This is a genomic window from Mycolicibacterium gadium (genome assembly GCF_010728925.1).
GTDB classification, from domain to species: Bacteria; Actinomycetota; Actinomycetes; order Mycobacteriales; family Mycobacteriaceae; genus Mycobacterium; species Mycobacterium gadium.
Genome location: NZ_AP022608.1, coordinates 5,159,578 through 5,174,768 on the forward strand (window position 1 = coordinate 5,159,578; position 15,191 = coordinate 5,174,768).

The window sequence follows — 15,191 nt, forward strand, 5'->3', positions numbered from 1 at the left end:
CGTGGTGCGGGTGGTGCGGCACGGCGCGGGCGAGACGGTGCGCAGGGGCTTCGCTCGCGTGGTGCCGGTCGTCGTATGCGCGGCGCTGTTGACGGCGTGCACGCCTTCGGTGATCGACGGCCGGGCGACGTCGATGCTGTTCAACCCCGAGCGCGTCGGCGGCCTGCCGGTCAGCGAAGGGCCCAGCGGTCCCCGGCCGAATGCGCCCGAACCCGAGGGCACCGTCGAGTACAGCGACGACGGCCCGATGGATCGCCTCGCGCTGTTGGCGGTCAACGATATTCAGGAGTTCTGGGCCAAGAACTACGACAAGTATCTGGCGGGCCAGTTCGAACCGGTGGACACCCTGGCGTCCTACGACTCGACGGATCCGAACAGCCCGGAGCTGTGCGGCGCGTCGTTGTATGACAGCCCCAACGCGGCGTTCTGCTTCCGGCTCAACACGATGATCTGGGACCGCGGGGTGTTCCTGCCGGTCGCGCAGGAGTACTTCGGTGACATGGGTGTCGTCGGCGTGATCGCCCACGAATACGGGCACGCGCTGCAATGGATGGCCGGGATCGCCGACATGGACACCCCCGGCCTGGTCAGAGAGCAGCAAGCCGACTGCTTCGCGGGGGTATACCTGCACTGGGTGGCTGCCGGAGATTCGCCGCGGTTCACGTTGAGCACCGGCGACGGTCTCAACCACGTGCTCGCCGGGGTGATCTACATCCGCGACCGCTTGGAAGGCGGACCGTCCGACGACCCGCACGGCTCGGCGCTCGACCGCGTCAGTGCCTTTCAGTTGGGGTTCACCGGTGGTGCGGACCAATGCGCGGCGATCGACATGGACGAGATCACCAAACGCCAGGGTGATCTGCCCGAACACGTGACGTTCGACTCCGGCACGTCGCTGGACAGCCCGATCAACGACGACACCCTTGCGAAGCTGATGGCCGTGCTGGACACGACTTTTCAGCCGGCCGAGGCTCCGACACTGACCACCGACCGGTCCGAATGCACGGGTGCCACGATCACCGAACCGACCTCGTACTGCCCGGATTCCAACAAGATCTTCGTGGACATGCCCGCGCTGCAGGCGGCGGGAGCGACCAAGAACGAGGAGAGCGACGAGGTGTTGGTGCAAGGCGACAACTCCGCGTTGTCGATCGTGACGTCGCGCTATGCGCTCGCGGTACAGAAGGAGCGTGGCGCGAAAATCGATACGCCTGTCGCGGCGCTGCGCACTGCCTGTCTGACCGGCGTGGCGCAGGGACAGATGACCGAAGAGGACGGCGCCGATTTCATCCTGTCGCCGGGAGACACCGACGAGGCGGTGGCGGGTCTACTGGCCAACGGACTGGCCGCCAGCGATGTGAACGGGGTTCCGGCACCGGCGGGCTTCTCCCGGATCCTCGCCTATCGGTTGGGGCTTTCCAGCCGCATCGACGAGTGTTTCGAGCGGTTCACATGACGCGCCCACCCGAAGGAGGCTCCGGAGAGCCATCCGGACAACCGTGGTGGCAGCGCCCTGGCGGTGCGCCTCAGCCCGGCAGGCCGGCGGCCCCGCCGCCGCAGCGCCCGCAGTACCCGCCGCAGCGGCCCCAATACCCGCCGCCGCAGCGGCCCCAGTACCCGCCTTCGCAGTACCCGCCGCAGCAGCAACCCGGTTGGCCGCCCGCGGCCCGGCCGACCCCACAATGGACACCCGCGGAGACACCGCAGTACGGCCAGCAGCCCGCTGCGCCACAACAGCCGCCGCCCGTGAACCCTCAACAGTCGCGACTGCCGATGATCGCCGGCGCGGTCGCCGCGGTCGTCATCATCGGCGGCGCGGCGTTGATCGGGGGACTCTGGATCTCCGGATTCCTCGGCGGCGGAACGGTTCTCGACGTCGGCGCGGCCGAAGCCGGTGTGACGGAGATTCTCAGCAATCCGATCAACGGCTACGGCGCCAACGACGTGTCGGCTGTGCAGTGCAACGGCGGCAAGAACCCGAAAGTCGAAGTGGGCGCGGGCTTCTCCTGTGACGTGACCATCAACGGCGCGAAACGCACGGTGCAGGTGGTCTTCCAGGACGACCTCGGCACCTACGAGGTCGACGGACCGCGCTAGGGAGTCAGCGCAGGCCCGATTCGATGGCCGCGACGGTATCGGTCGCTTCGGGCCCGCAGAGCAACGGCAGGCCGACCGGGCCTGCGGCGAGGAGCCCGTCCACCCGGTTCCGGAGATCACCTGAGGTCACGTGTTCGTAGAGGCTCTCGCCGGGACAGGTCGTCGTTGAGCTGAAGTCACGGTGTCCCGCCAGCGTGTCAGGCGAGATGCCGAATTGCTGGGCGGCTGAGGCTAATACGAGCGCCGTCCCGTTGAGCTGATCCTCGCTGACCTGCTCCTTGTCGAAGTCGCCCTCGCACACGACGAGGAAGTGGCCGGTCGGGTCGTAACTCGTGGCGGTGTCGCCCACCAGGTCTGGCCTTCGAAGCTGGTAGATGTTCCCGTTGCGGTCGACGCTGAAGTGGTAGGCGATGTCGATCCATCCATGCGTGTCCTGGTGGTAGCGCTGGTGCTGACGGAGCCGGGCTGGAGCGTCGGCGTTGTCACCGAGAGTCACTTCGGTGTGATGGATCGTCATGCGACCGAGCGTGTGAGTCCTGCCGCCGGGGCGAGCTGGAGCGGCGCCCCACGCGTCCCGGCACAAGATCTGATGTGCCACCGGTGCAGCGGACGTCACGACAGGGACGGCAATCGGCGCGACGGCGGCCGCCAGTCCGGCGCCGCTCAGCCAGAGCAGCCGACGCCGGCTGATGAGGTCGGGACGGCCTTCGTGTTCGTCGGGCGGACGAATGTCCATGGCGCCCAGGATAAGCAGATGCCGGCCCGACCCAGACCCTTACGGCAGAACGGTTCTCATCAGCATGACGTTGTATGCCGACCACAGGGACACGTTGTAGTACAGCTCTCGGCCCGTCGACCACGGATGCAGGAAAGGCGCGTAGATGCCGCCGGGGAACTGCATCGACGGAACCAGCACGCGCTCCGGGCTCCACGGCCCCTGCGGTGCGGGCGCCGTCCTCATCACCATGTCGTTGGCGCCGTTGCCGTACAGCACCAGGTATTGCCCGAGATGCTTGTTGAACTGCGCGGACATCTCGCTGACGGGTCCGGGGATCACCGGCGTCGCCGCCGCGGGATCGCCCGGCACCCACGAGTTGGAGGCCGAACTCCAGTACTCGTACCTGCGAAGGTCGGGCACGCTCTGGGGCAGCACCCGCGACATGTACGCCGCACCACCGCGCCCCGCCGGGGTGCCGAACGAGTAGAGGTAGGGATCGCCGGGGCCCGGCGTCAGGAACGCGCCCTGCTGGAAGTTCTCATTGCCCGCGACGTACCGGACCCGGTCGGTGCTGTTCGGCGATGCCGGGCGCACGGAGTCCGGATAGACGCCCCAGTGCTCGCCGTTGTCCGGCGACACCGCGATGGCCGAGAAGTTCGTCGTCCAGCGACCGTCGCTGTCCCAATTCTTGATCGACATGAAGTTCAGGTACTGCTTGCCGCCGACTGCGATACCTGCGGTCGGGATGATGCCCTTCTCGGTCGGCGAGAACTTGATGCTGTTGATGATCTGCTTCGAAAGTCCTTGGGACCACAGGGGAGAACTCGAGGCCGACACCGTCTTGGACAGCACGCCGTCCCGGCTTCGGAACAGGGCGTTGTACCGCCACTGCTGGCCGCGCACACCGCAGTACCCATAGGTGTCGCCGAAGGCCATCAGCACCTCACCGCCACCGTTGTCCCACATGATGCCGAGGTCGGTGCCGGTGATGGCGAAGCGGTTGACGGTGTCGTTCGGGCTTTCCGGTCCGGTCACCCAGCCCACGAGCGACGTACCCGGTGGCGCCGGCGGCGGAGGAGGCGCCGGCGGCGCCACCGGGTTGGCATCGGGAACAGGCTGGGCGGCATCGGGCACCACCGCGGCTTGCTGGTCATACCGGGAGGCCCCTTGGACCTGCCCCAGACTCGGCAGTGCGGCGCCCTCATTGGCCCCGGTGGGCCGCTGGCCCCGAGGTCGACCGTCGCCCGGCAGGTCCGGAGTCTCGCCGGAGTTGGATGAGGCGGGAGGCTGGATAGCCGCGGCGGCACCGCTGCAGGGCTGGGCTAATGCGGTCGGTGCCACGCCGATGGCCACGGTGAGTACGGTCGCCGAAACCGCGGATATCGATGCGATGAGATGACGCGGCGACATGTCACACCTTTCGTGGCACGACGTCGCGGTGACGTCATAATCGGCTTCCTGTGACGATAGTGACCAGTGGGATTTTTGTGACTAGTGCTACCCGGATGGATACCCTTCCGTGACCGTGTCGCAACCGATGGCCCGCGCAAGCCGGGTCGTCGTTCAGAACCGTTGCCGCTCAGGACATGTCATCGAGACTGCTTCGCTCACCAGCACCCGCAATTGCGCCGAACACCAAAAGGATTACCGCACAGGCGAATACGTCTTCGCCCCCGGGCGTGCTAGGCTCTACACGGGTGTCTGTCGACATCCGTACACAATGAGAGAAGTAGAAAAGTATGACGCAGGGAACTGTGAAGTGGTTCAACAGCGATAAGGGCTTCGGCTTTATTGCTCCGGATGGCGGAGCGGACGACGTTTTCGTTCACTTCAGCGAAATCCAGGGAAATGGATACAAGTCGCTCGAGGAGAACCAGCGTGTTGAGTTCACCGTCGAGCAGGGGACCAAGGGTCCCCAGGCAGTCGGTGTGTCCGCCGTTTAACCTGATCTTGGTCGTGTGGGCTGGTGGGGACGTACCCGCCAGCCCACACCGCTATCTACGGACTTTGCGGTCGTCGGCGAAGGCGGATCACCGGTTTTATCGATGATCGGGTAAATTGGGTGTCAGGCCTTTCGCCTCAGCATTCTTCTGATGTCGCTCTCGCGATCAGCCTGCGGACGGATCTCCGTTCGCCCACTTCGTATGTATGGGCTCGCACCCGTATGTTTTAAGGACGTGTTCTATGGAATCGTCAGATCTGTTTTCACACCCCCATCAGCCGCACGTCGCCGACAAGCGCACGAGCTCCACGGAGCCCACACAGAATCCCACCTTCTCGGACAGCGACCAAAAGAAGTCATCTTCCGCTAAGCCCTTGTCGTGAACGGCCTGTCGGGGACGCGCCGGTTGGCCCGCCCCGTTCGCCTTCTGCTCGCACCCCAACTGGGCTCCGACATCGACGGGGCGTGGTGGCCGCATACCGCCTCGGTGGGCGCGGAGCTTCCTGAACTCATCGAACGTTTGCATGCGCCACTGGGGGAAATCGTCGACATCGCCATCAACTGGTCGCCCACCGAGGGCCCGGTCGATTTCGACTCGATCATCAGCGGCGCCAGAACGGTTGACAGCCCAGGCCCCCGGCGCCCTCGCCTGATGAAGGTCGAGGGGCGCGGTACCTGCGCGAATCTACTTGTGGTGCCCTACATGACGTCGGCGAATCTCGGCACGATGGTCATGCGCTGTGCGGCGGGTCTACCCGCCGTGCACGCGGATCGCGGCAGTCAGCTGTGGGAGACCGCGCGCACCGTGATGAGCGTCGCGCGAGGCGAGAGTGCGATCTGGGCCGGCCGGCTGCGCAACCCTCAGTCCTCCAAGGCCCGCCCCACGATCAACGAGTCCGGTTCGCCGACGACTTCGTCGTCTTTGTCGTCGTAGTCGAACTTCGCGAGGAGATGGCGCATTGCGTTGATGCGGGCGCGCTTCTTGTCGTTGCTCTTCACGACGATCCATGGCGCGTAGTCGGTGTCGGTTGCGGCGAACATCTCCTGCTTGGCCTGCGTGTACTGCTCCCACTTGTCGATCGACTCCATGTCCATCGGCGAGAACTTCCAGTTGCGTACGGGATCGACCAGACGGATCGCGAACCGGGTGCGCTGCTCGGCAGGTGACACCGAGAACCAGAACTTGGTGAGGTCCAGGCCCTGGCTGACGAGCATGTCTTCGAACATCGGTGCCTGCCTTAAGAATTCGGCGTGCTCCTCCGGGGTGCAGAACCCCATCACCTTTTCGACGCCGGCGCGGTTGTACCACGACCGGTCGAACAGGACCATCTCCCCGGCCGTCGGCAGATGCCTCACGTAGCGCTGGAAATACCATTGCGCCTTCTCGAGGTCGGTGGGTTTCTCCAGCGCCACCACCCGCGCGCCGCGAGGGTTGAGATGCTCCATGAACCGCTTGATGGTGCCGCCTTTGCCGGCGGCATCGCGGCCTTCGAAGACGATGACGTGCCGAGCCCCGGTGCGTTTGCTCCAGTTCTGCAGCTTGAGCAGCTCGATCTGTAGCCGCCGCTTCACGCGTTCGTACTCAGCGCGGGGCAGCCGGGAGTCGTAGGGATATCGCTCGCGCCACGTGTCGATGTAGTTGCCATCTTCGTCGAGCAGGACGGGGTCGTCGTCGTCCTCGTCGTTGACCGTATAGCCGTGTGTGCTTGTCGAGAGTGCCTCGAGATCGATCTCGGTCATGGTTTCAACGCTAGGGCAGTTGCCGCTAATGTTGGATTCGAGCGCATGCAAAAAGTCGCTGCGCCGACGCATATTCGGTCGTAAATTGGGGAAATCTCGACCAGGTCAGCTAGCGCAGTGAAGGAACTTTGGTGACCCATGGCGAGTAAGACCACCGGCGACGGTCTGCCCGATGTCGTCGTCACAGCGGTGGCGTCGAGCAATGCCTTGGCGACCAACGCCGAAGAAACCTGGCAGCAGTTGCTGGAGGGGCAGAGCGGAATTCGCCGCCTCGAGAAGCCGTTCGTCGATGAATACAACTTCCCCGTCCGCATCGGAGGTGAACTCCGAGAGGAATTCGACCAGTACCTCGACCGGGTCGAGCTCCGTCGGCTGTCCTACATGCAGAAGATGTCGCGGGTGCTCGGCCGACGCCTGTGGGAGACAGCCGGATCGCCCGAAGTCGACACCCGTCGCCTCCTCGTGTCGATCGGCCTCGCGCTCGCCAGCACCGAGGCGATGATCCGGCTCTACGACGACTTCCAGGAACGTGGCATGCGCGCGGCCAACCCGTTGGCTGTGCAGATGCACATGCCGAACGCGCCGGCCGCCTCGGTCGGCTTGGACTTGAAGGCCAGAGGGGGCATCACGTCCCCGGTGTTGGCAGACGCCTCGGGCGCGGCCGCCATCGCCGAAGCCTGGCAGGGCATCATCCTGGGCGAGGCCGATATCGCGATCTGCGGCGGCGTCGAGAACTGCATCGAAGCCGTGCCCGTCGCGGCATTCAACAACCTCGGGTGGTTGTCGACCAATGACGACGACCCGGCGGGTGCGTGCCGTCCGTTCGACACCGACCGCGATGGCATGGTGCTCGGCGAGGGCGCTGCGCTGATGCTCATCGAAACCGAGGAACACGCCAAGGCGCGAGGGGCTCCGATCCTCGCTCGACTGATGGGCGCGGCCATCACGTCGGACGGCTACGACGTCGTGGACCCCGACCCGACCGGTGAGCGGGCCGGCGACGCGATCAGCCGGGCGATTCACCTGGCGGGCCTCACGGCGACCGACATCGACCACGTCAACGCCCACGCCACCGGCACCAAACTCGGGGATCTTGCCGAAGCCCACGCGATCCGGCGCGCACTGGGCGACCATTCGGCGGCGGTATATGCGCCCAAGGCGGCGCTGGGTCATTCGTTGGGCGCCGCAGGAGCCGTGGAGGCGGTGCTGACGGTGCAGGCGCTGCGCGACGGCGTCATTCCGGCGACGCGCAACCTGAAGTCCCTCGATCCCGAGATCGACCTCGATGTGGTGGTGGACCGGCCTCGGCCCGGCGACTATCGGTACGCGGTGTCGAATTCCTTCGGGCTGGGCGGCAACAACGTCGTGCTGGCCTTCGGCGCGCCCTGATCAGCCCTTGACCAGGGTGAACTGGCCGAGTTCGCTGATGCCGCGCTCGAAGAAGTCCGCGCACCCGGTCAGGTACTTCATGTAGCGCTCGTAGACCTCTTCGGAGGTGGCGGCGACAGCCTCGTCGTGTGCGGCTTCGAGATTGTCGGCCCACGTTCGCAGGGTGCGGACGTAGTGCGGATTCAGGGTCTCGAAGTGGTGCATCGAGAAGCCGGCCTTGTCGGAAAGCCCGATGATGTCCTCGTCGCATGGGATGGAACCGCCGGGGAAGATCTCCTTGGCGATGAACCGCATGAACTTCAGGTCCGACATGACGATGGGAATGCCCAGGTCGGGCCAGCGCTTGAGCGGATGCCCCATGATCGTCTGCAGGACCAGGCGGCCACCTTCGGGAAGGATGCGGTTGCACGTTTCGAAGAAGGGGAAGTACCGCTCCTTGGGGAATGCCTCGAACGCCTCGATGCTGACGATGCGGTCGACGGGTTCGTCGAACTCCTCCCAGCCGTGTAGCTCGACGCGGGTGCTGCGGTCGGTGTCGAGCGACTTGAAGAGCTGCCGGCAGTAGCGGTGCTGGTTCTTGCTCAGGGTCAGGCCGACGACGTTGACGTCGTAGCGCTCGACGGCGCGCTGCATTACCGAGCCCCAGCCGCAGCCGACATCGAGCAACGTCATGCCCGGCTGTAGATCCAGCTTGCCGAGTGCCAGATCGATTTTGGCTAACTGCGCTTCCCCGAGCGTCATGTCATCACGCTCGAAGAACGCGCAACTGTACGTTCGCGAGGAATCCTGGAAGAGACCGAAGAACTCGTCCGAGAGATCGTAATGGGCCTGGATCTCTTCGAAGTGAGGCCGCATATCGGTTGGTCCGGACTCGATGTCAGTCATTGTCGATGACCCTACTAAATAGACTCAAATGATTACGAGACGAATCACGCCTTCTCGCAGGTGAACTGACACACATCGGTGTAGCCGTTGCGGAAAAGGTCGGCGCAGCCGGTCAGGTACTTCAAGAACCGCTCGTAGACCTCGTCGGACGTGACCGCGATGGCCTCGTCTTTCTTGGCCTCGAGATTTGCCGCCCACGTGTCCAGTGTTCGGACGTAATGCGGTTGCAGGTGTTGCTCGCGTGTCACGTTGAAGCCGGCGCCGACTGCGTGCTTCTTGACCATCGACGCCAGGGGCAGACGACCGCCGGGGTAGATCTCGTCCATGATGAACTTGATGAAGCGGACGTTCGACATGGTCAGCGGCAGTCCCTTGGCTTTGATCTCCTCGTCCTCGGGGATGATGATCGTGTGCAGCAGCATGACGCCGTCTTCGGGTAGGCAGTTGAAGGTCTTCTTGAAGTAGTCGTCGTACTTGTTGAAGCCGAAGTGCTCGAACGCGCCGATGGACACGATTCGGTCGACGGGCTCGTCGAAGTCCTCCCACGGCTGCAGACGGACCTCCATGTTGCGCTTGCTCTTGGAGTTGGCGAACCAGTGGTCCTCGATGTGCTGTTTCTGGTTCTCCGACAGCGTCAGACCGATGACGTTGACGTCGTATTTGTCGACGGCCCGCATGATCGTCGAGCCCCAGCCGCAGCCGATGTCGAGCAGCGTCATGCCTGGCTGTAGGCCCAACTTGCCCAAGGAAAGATCGACCTTGGCCATCTGCGCCTCTTCGAGGGACATGTCTTCGCGCTCGAAGTACGCGCAGCTATAGGTCTGGGTGGGGTCCTGCCACAGCTTGAAGAAGTCGTTGGAGATGTCGTAGTGGAACTGGACTTCCTTCTTGTCCGAACCACGGGTCTGGCCCGCCGACTCGGAAAGCCACTTGGACTTCGGGTCGGGCGTACTCACCTGGGATTTTTCCGTTGAACTAGCCACCGCGACTCCTGTCACACTCTTGTACGGTTTCCGACTCGAACGTCGACATGGAGGTGTTCCCCAACAGGGCCGACGTTATGCCTCTGAATTTGTGGAGTACCACGCGGGGGTGCACCACCCGGCTGGTGTCATTGCAGGTGGGCGGCTATCAATTCGCAATGCACCTCGACCCTTTGTAGACTCGGCCACTGAAGCAAATCGCTTGTGCTGCTTTGTTTTCAGTGGCCGCAATGATGGTGCCACAATCTGCCCGCTGTGGGGAGCGGGTTAAGGAAGAGCGCGGCGCGGGAACTCGTTTGAGCGCAGCGGATCGACCTGCAAATTTGCGTACCGAAAGGACGGAAGGATTCATATGGGTTCCCCGAACGGCGGCACTCGCGTGGGTACGCAATTCGGACCGTATGAGCTTCAAGCGCTGATCGGCGAAGGCGGCATGGGCGAGGTGTACCGCGCCTACGACACCGTCAGGGAACGCCTGGTGGCCATCAAGGTGCTGCGCACGGAGGTAGCGGCAGACCAGGGCTTCCAGCAGCGGTTTCGCCGCGAGTCCCGCGTCGCCGCGCGGCTGCAGGAACCGCACGTCATCCCGGTGCACGACTTCGGCGATATCGACGGCGTCCTCTACATCGACATGCGCCTCGTCGAGGGCGCCAGCCTGAAGGACGAGTTACGGGTCAAGGGCGCGCTTCCGCCGACTCGCGCGGTGTCGATCATCAGCCAGGTGGCGGCGGCCCTGGACGCGGCGCACGGCAGCGGGCTGGTGCACCGCGACATCAAGCCGGAGAACGTGTTGCTGACGCCCGACGACTTCGCCTATCTGGTCGACTTCGGCATCGCGCACGGTGGCGGCGAGGCGAACGTGACGAGCACCGGGCTGGTCATCGGGTCGTGCGCCTACATGGCGGCGGAGCGGTTCAGCGGCGGCCGCGGTGGGCCCGCCGCGGACGTGTACTCGTTGACCTGCCTGCTCTACGAGTGCCTGACCGGCCGCGCTCCGTTCGAGGCGGGCGATGTGCGGCAGATGATGGGTGCGCACATGTTCTCGCCGCCGCCGCGGCCCAGCATCATGCGCAGGGGCATCAACCGCGCGTTCGACGACGTCGTCGCGAAGGGCATGGCGAAGCAGCCGAACGACCGGTACACGACGGCTGGTGAGCTGGCCAAAGCGGCTGCAGCGGCGATGACGGATTCGACGGCGGCGCCAGTACCTGTGCCACCTCCGCCGAGCAATACCAGGCAGTTCTCGGCCCTCGACCCGAACCCGGCACGGACGGGCTACCAGCAGCCGCACGGCCCGGTCCCGCCAGCGGTCCCACCGGTCAAGAAGTCGCGGTTCAGCCCGGCGCAGGTGGCGCTGGTGGCAGCGACGATAGCGATGTTCACCGTGGCCGTGGTGCTCGCGGCGGTGCTGGTTTTCAGCGATCGCGGCGGCGAGTCGGCACCGCAGACCAAGCTCGCACTGCCGACGCCCTCGACGACGACGGTCACGACCACGCCGACGGACGAGGAGTCGCCGTCGACCACGAGCACCACTCCCACCACGACGTCGGCCAGATCTGAACCGATTTCGGGGGTGTCTGGAACGGACGCGCAGGGGTTCGTCGGCCATACCGCGCGCTGCGACGCGGGCAGCACGCCTGCTGCGGCGATCAGAACGGCGAATTCCATTGCGGTCGTGTGTGAGTCGGCGCCGGGTACGTACTACTACCGGGGTGAGCGGCTGCGCGACGGAGCCAATCTGCAACTGTCGAACGCGGTTCCGTCGGGCGGTGGGTTCACTGCGGTCAACCCCGCCGACGGCGCCCGCTACGAGGTGCAGCCCGACATGCTGACCATTCTCAGCAGAAGCGGCGTGGATTCGGCGGAGCCCGCGCTGGAGTACGGCTCCGATCAGCGGTGATTTGGGTGCGCCAACACTCGCTCAGCGATCGTCAGCGCACCCAAATCGCACGGATTACGGCCGCATCCGCGTCGTTTGATGGATAGGCTCACGGCGTCAGGGGTCACATCGCGGATCGGGGACTCGACCATGGACAATCGCTCGTACGAACGCGCCAGTGCTGAGGCCCGCAGGCAGGAGCAGGAGGAGAGTGCCCGCCGGCTGCGCGAGTTCCCGACGTTCGAGAAGTTCTCCGACGCCGACCTGAAGAAACTCGTCGAGGCCGCCCACCGCACCTCGACATCTGGCCCCTGGCCGCTGATTCGCCAGCACACCCCGTCGGACGCCTGCTACATCCTGCTCAGCGGCGAAGCGGGTGTCTATGTCGGCCACGAGCGCATCGCCCTCGTCGGGCCGGGCGAGATCATCGGCGAATCCGCGCTGCGCCGCGGCAAACTGCGCAATGCGACGGTGACGACGACCGGTAGGGCCGAGGTGTTGCACATCGAGCGTGACGACCTCGAACGACTGCTCACCGAGGTCCGCCCCCTGCGTGAAACGTTGGACGAGACGGTCGCGCGCCACGTACCTGCATCGGCCACCGCAGAACCGAGTTGACCTGCGGTCGGCCTGTTTTGCTTCTTTGCCGACTAATTTGCGTAGAGCGTCAATTCGATCTTCGGATGAAATGTGCAGCTCAACCCGTGTTTCGTCAGTGATCTCGCATGCGCCGGGGTTTCAACCGACCCGGATGTGGAATGAGTATCGCGAACACGATGTGAGGAGTTGCGATGACCAAAGGCGAGAAGTCGGGCGAAGCCCGCAGGGCCCTGTTCGATTCGGTCAAGGGGAAGGCGAAAGAGGTCGCCGGAGCCATCACGGGGAACGACTCGTTGACCACCGAGGGACAACTCGACCAGGTTGATGCCAAGGATCGTCGAGACGCCGCCAAGGCCGAAGCCGAAGCGGATGCCCAAGCCGCGCATGCACAATCCGTCGCGGACGACGCCAAGCGCGAAGCCTCCGAGGAACGACTGCAGGCGGGGGCGGAGGCGGCGGTGGCCACCGCGCAAGTGCGTGGCGACCAAGCCGCAGCCAAGGCCGCGGCCGATGATGCCGCGAGGCAGGAAGCGGTTCGTGAGCAGACGAAGGCCGAGGCGGACGCGCAACGACAGGCGGTGAGCGCGAAAGCAGACGAGCGCGCCGGCATCCGGGCTGCGGCCGACGAGTACGGCGATGCAGTCGATGAGCATCGACATGCCGTGAGCGACGCCGTTTCCACGCAGGCCGAGGCGAATCAGCTGAGACGCCGTGCGGAGGTCATCGACCATTCGGATCAGGCGTGACCACGGTTACCGATAGGAGCGACAGATGAAGATCACCGAGATTCCGCTCGCGGCCTTACGGCTGCAGTACCGGATCGCCCGCGCGCCGTTGCGCCTCTTCGAACAGCGCGTGCTCACTCGCGTCGACTCGGAGGCACCCGGGCGGCTCCTCTACGAGCGGTCGGTCGGTGTCGTCGACGCCGCGGTCGGCAATGCACTGGGCGATCCAGAAGTCGGAAAGCGTGGGGTTGCCCTGGTGGAGCGCAGCGAGGCACTCGGAGAAGCCACTCGGCTCGACCAGGAAGCCGCGCGAACGAAGAAGCAGGCCGACGAGAAACTGCGCCAAAAGCAAGAAGGCGTCATCGCCGCGCCTGGCAAGGCCCGAAAGGCTGCGCAGCGCAAGGTCGACAAGGCGCGATCGGCTGCCGAAGAGCGCAAGCGCGAGGCCGCAGATTCCGCAGCGAAGCGGTCGGACGATACGAAGCGACGCATCGACGAGGAGGCCGCCCGCAAGGTGACGGGTGTCGAAGATGCGAAACGCGCCAAGCAGCAGACCGTCACGGCCACCGAGAAATCGGTGACCGCCGTCGCCAAGTCGGAGCTGGACGATGCTGCCGAGAAGCGCAGCGACGCCGTCGACAAGCGTGCCCACGCCGACCGCGTCGACGATCTGGCCGACGAAGTGGCGCAGCGTCGGGCCGACGAGGACTAGTGAGCGATCACGTTCTTCAGGGGCTCGCCCCGGTCCAGCCGTTCGATGTGGGCAGCTGAGGGCAGCCCCCACAGCAACCGCAGCACGTCTTCGTGCGAAGGTTTGCGGATGGCGCGAAACGGCGATAGCGGCACCATGTGGGGCGTGGCGCCATGCCCCTAGCCGAAGGCGACGTCTTCGCCGGGTACACCGTCGTGCGCCAACTGGGCGCGGGCGGCATGGGCGAGGTTTATCTGGTCCAGCACCCGCGGCTGCCCCGGTGCGACGCTCTGAAGATCTTGCCGGTCGAGCTGACCACCGACCGCGAATACCTCGAGCGCTTCAACCGCGAGGCCGACCTGGTTGCGCGACTGTGGCACCCGAACATCGTCGGAGTGCACGACCGCGGCGAGTACAACGGTCAGTTCTGGATCACGATGGACTTCGTCGAGGGCACCGACGCCGCGCGGCTTCTCGCCGACCATCAGGGCGGCGGGCTGCCGCCTGCGGACGTCGTGCGGATCGTGTCGGGCGTCGCCGACGCGCTGGACTACGCGCACCAGCAGCACTTGCTCCATCGCGACGTCAAGCCGTCGAACATCCTTCTGGCCCAGTCGAATTCCACCTTCAGCCGCGCGCTGCTCGCCGACTTCGGCATCGCACGCTCGAACGCGGACACCTCGGATCTGACGGCCACCAACATGACCGTCGGCACGGTGGCCTACGCGGCGCCCGAGCAGCTCATGGGCGAGCCGCTCGACGGTCGGGCCGACCAGTACGCGCTCGCCGCGACCGCCTTCCACCTTCTCACCGGCCAGCAGTTGTTCCAGCACGACAACCCGGCCGTGGTCATCAGCAATCACCTCACGGCCAGCCCGCCGTCGATCGGCGACCGCATCCCCGAACTGTCCGGATTGGGCCCCGCGTTCCAGCGCGCGCTGGCCAAGGCGCCCGGCGACCGCTTCGACTCGTGCGGCGACTTCGCCGAGGCGATGGCTCACGGTCTGTCCGAGGTGGCACAGCAGATCGGAGCCACCGACGCGACGATGTCGGCGCCCGCGTCGGGGCGCCGGAACAAGCACATGAAGAACGGCGGATCGAGCCGCTGGCGGCTCGGACTGCTGGCGGCGGGCGTCGCCGCGGTGCTCGGCGGCGCGGCGATCGCGGCTGGGGTGACCATCGCGAATCGGGACGAGCCGGCGCCCCAAGGTCCCGCGGTCAGCCCTGAAGCGTCGGCTCCGACGAGCGCCCCGGTCGTGCCGGTGGTGCTCATCGGTGCGGACTGCGATCCGCTGGGCTCGGCGGGTGTCGCTACGACCGGCCAGCAGGCGTACTGCTCGCGGCTGCCGTCGACCGGCGACCATCTATGGTCGATTTACCAAGGCCCCGTACCGAGTCCGACCGCCACTCCCGGTCCGACCGACGAGGTGTACCCGCCGGGGATCGAGGAACAGGTGCGGGTGTGCGTGGGCGAAACGGGCAAGACCCGGATCGAGTGCCGCAGAGACATCCGCGAGGGCAACCTCACCGGGCCGGCGTAGC

Annotated in this window: 15 protein-coding genes; 10 read left to right on the forward strand and 5 right to left on the reverse strand. The window is 65.5% G+C overall.

What is annotated here, in order from left to right; translation table 11 throughout:
• Nucleotides 1-37: 37 nt before the first annotated feature.
• Nucleotides 38-1,456: a neutral zinc metallopeptidase gene (locus G6N36_RS25575; protein ID WP_179964967.1), complete on the forward strand. Its 1,419-nt coding sequence runs from the start codon at nt 38-40 to the stop codon at nt 1,454-1,456.
• The gene (locus G6N36_RS29980; protein WP_235690170.1) at nt 1,453-2,097 is read left to right on the forward strand and encodes a DUF4333 domain-containing protein; all 645 of its coding nucleotides are present in this window, start codon (nt 1,453-1,455) and stop codon (nt 2,095-2,097) included. The genes G6N36_RS25575 and G6N36_RS29980 overlap by 4 nt, the downstream gene beginning before the upstream one ends.
• 4 nt (nt 2,098-2,101) lie before the next feature.
• On the opposite strand, the gene G6N36_RS25585 is transcribed toward G6N36_RS29980, so the two are convergent.
• Together G6N36_RS25585 and G6N36_RS25590 are read right to left on the reverse strand one after the other, a co-directional pair.
• Complete coding sequence (locus tag G6N36_RS25585) at nt 2,102-2,833, reverse strand: peptidoglycan recognition protein family protein (RefSeq protein WP_163689530.1); 732 nt, start codon at nt 2,831-2,833, stop codon at nt 2,102-2,104.
• 39 nt (nt 2,834-2,872) lie between these two features.
• Entirely contained in the window at nt 2,873-4,225 is a 1,353-nt protein-coding gene (locus G6N36_RS25590) for a glycoside hydrolase family 183 protein (RefSeq protein ID WP_163689531.1), read from the reverse strand.
• 329 nt (nt 4,226-4,554) lie between these two features.
• Between G6N36_RS25590 and G6N36_RS25595 the strand changes: the two genes are divergently transcribed.
• Both G6N36_RS25595 and G6N36_RS25600 read left to right on the forward strand, forming a co-directional pair.
• Entirely contained in the window at nt 4,555-4,758 is a 204-nt protein-coding gene (locus tag G6N36_RS25595) for a cold-shock protein (protein WP_083128005.1), read from the forward strand.
• Between the two features lie 378 nt (nt 4,759-5,136).
• Complete coding sequence (locus G6N36_RS25600) at nt 5,137-5,691, forward strand: DUF5994 family protein (RefSeq protein ID WP_163689532.1); 555 nt, start codon at nt 5,137-5,139, stop codon at nt 5,689-5,691.
• Here G6N36_RS25600 and ppk2 read toward each other — a convergent pair.
• Complete coding sequence (gene ppk2, locus G6N36_RS25605; protein WP_163689533.1) at nt 5,619-6,497, reverse strand: polyphosphate kinase 2; 879 nt, start codon at nt 6,495-6,497, stop codon at nt 5,619-5,621. The two genes, G6N36_RS25600 and ppk2, sit on opposite strands and share 73 nt — an antisense overlap.
• Nucleotides 6,498-6,635: 138 nt before the next feature.
• Here ppk2 and G6N36_RS25610 point away from each other — a divergent pair, with 138 nt between their 5' ends.
• Nucleotides 6,636-7,886 carry a KasA/KasB family beta-ketoacyl-ACP synthase gene (locus tag G6N36_RS25610; protein ID WP_163689534.1) on the forward strand — a complete coding sequence of 417 codons (1,251 nt, stop codon included), beginning with the start codon at nt 6,636-6,638 and terminating at the stop codon, nt 7,884-7,886.
• Here G6N36_RS25610 and G6N36_RS25615 read toward each other — a convergent pair whose 3' ends face one another.
• Together G6N36_RS25615 and G6N36_RS25620 are read right to left on the reverse strand one after the other, a co-directional pair.
• Entirely contained in the window at nt 7,887-8,771 is an 885-nt protein-coding gene (locus G6N36_RS25615; RefSeq protein ID WP_163689535.1) for a cyclopropane mycolic acid synthase family methyltransferase, read from the reverse strand.
• Between the two features lie 44 nt (nt 8,772-8,815).
• On the reverse strand, nt 8,816-9,727 hold the full coding sequence (locus G6N36_RS25620; protein ID WP_372512264.1) for a cyclopropane mycolic acid synthase family methyltransferase: 912 nt from the start codon (nt 9,725-9,727) through the stop codon (nt 8,816-8,818).
• 379 nt (nt 9,728-10,106) lie between these two features.
• Between G6N36_RS25620 and G6N36_RS25625 the strand changes: the two genes are divergently transcribed.
• The 5 genes from G6N36_RS25625 to G6N36_RS25645 all read left to right on the forward strand — a co-directional run bounded on the left by G6N36_RS25625 (nt 10,107) and on the right by G6N36_RS25645 (nt 15,190).
• Entirely contained in the window at nt 10,107-11,654 is a 1,548-nt protein-coding gene (locus tag G6N36_RS25625; RefSeq protein WP_163689537.1) for a serine/threonine-protein kinase, read from the forward strand.
• 129 nt (nt 11,655-11,783) lie between these two features.
• The gene (locus G6N36_RS25630) at nt 11,784-12,251 is read left to right on the forward strand and encodes a cyclic nucleotide-binding domain-containing protein (protein WP_163689538.1); all 468 of its coding nucleotides are present in this window, start codon (nt 11,784-11,786) and stop codon (nt 12,249-12,251) included.
• 173 nt (nt 12,252-12,424) lie between these two features.
• Complete coding sequence (locus tag G6N36_RS25635) at nt 12,425-12,979, forward strand: CsbD family protein (protein ID WP_163689539.1); 555 nt, start codon at nt 12,425-12,427, stop codon at nt 12,977-12,979.
• Between the two features lie 25 nt (nt 12,980-13,004).
• Nucleotides 13,005-13,670, forward strand: coding sequence for an IF2 family translation initiation factor (locus G6N36_RS25640; RefSeq protein WP_163689540.1), 666 nt, complete (start codon nt 13,005-13,007; stop codon nt 13,668-13,670).
• Nucleotides 13,671-13,822: 152 nt separating this feature from the next.
• Nucleotides 13,823-15,190 (forward strand): serine/threonine-protein kinase, encoded by a 1,368-nt coding sequence (locus G6N36_RS25645; RefSeq protein WP_163689541.1) that lies wholly within the window; start codon nt 13,823-13,825, stop codon nt 15,188-15,190.
• Nucleotide 15,191 lies beyond the last annotated feature (1 nt).

Bases quoted from the DNA above. Each gene is read 5' to 3' on its own strand.
- G6N36_RS29980 (WP_235690170.1), top strand. From the start codon at position 1,453: ATGACGCGCCCACCCGAAGGAGGCTCCGGAGAGCCATCCGGACAACCG.
- G6N36_RS25585 (WP_163689530.1), bottom strand. From the start codon at position 2,833: ATGGACATTCGTCCGCCCGACGAACACGAAGGCCGTCCCGACCTCATC.
- G6N36_RS25590 (WP_163689531.1), bottom strand. From the start codon at position 4,225: ATGTCGCCGCGTCATCTCATCGCATCGATATCCGCGGTTTCGGCGACC.
- G6N36_RS25595 (WP_083128005.1), top strand. From the start codon at position 4,555: ATGACGCAGGGAACTGTGAAGTGGTTCAACAGCGATAAGGGCTTCGGC.
- ppk2 (WP_163689533.1), bottom strand. From the start codon at position 6,497: ATGACCGAGATCGATCTCGAGGCACTCTCGACAAGCACACACGGCTAT.
- G6N36_RS25610 (WP_163689534.1), top strand. From the start codon at position 6,636: ATGGCGAGTAAGACCACCGGCGACGGTCTGCCCGATGTCGTCGTCACA.
- G6N36_RS25615 (WP_163689535.1), bottom strand. From the start codon at position 8,771: ATGACTGACATCGAGTCCGGACCAACCGATATGCGGCCTCACTTCGAA.
- G6N36_RS25625 (WP_163689537.1), top strand. From the start codon at position 10,107: ATGGGTTCCCCGAACGGCGGCACTCGCGTGGGTACGCAATTCGGACCG.
- G6N36_RS25630 (WP_163689538.1), top strand. From the start codon at position 11,784: ATGGACAATCGCTCGTACGAACGCGCCAGTGCTGAGGCCCGCAGGCAG.
- G6N36_RS25635 (WP_163689539.1), top strand. From the start codon at position 12,425: ATGACCAAAGGCGAGAAGTCGGGCGAAGCCCGCAGGGCCCTGTTCGAT.
- G6N36_RS25640 (WP_163689540.1), top strand. From the start codon at position 13,005: ATGAAGATCACCGAGATTCCGCTCGCGGCCTTACGGCTGCAGTACCGG.
- G6N36_RS25645 (WP_163689541.1), top strand. From the start codon at position 13,823: ATGCCCCTAGCCGAAGGCGACGTCTTCGCCGGGTACACCGTCGTGCGC.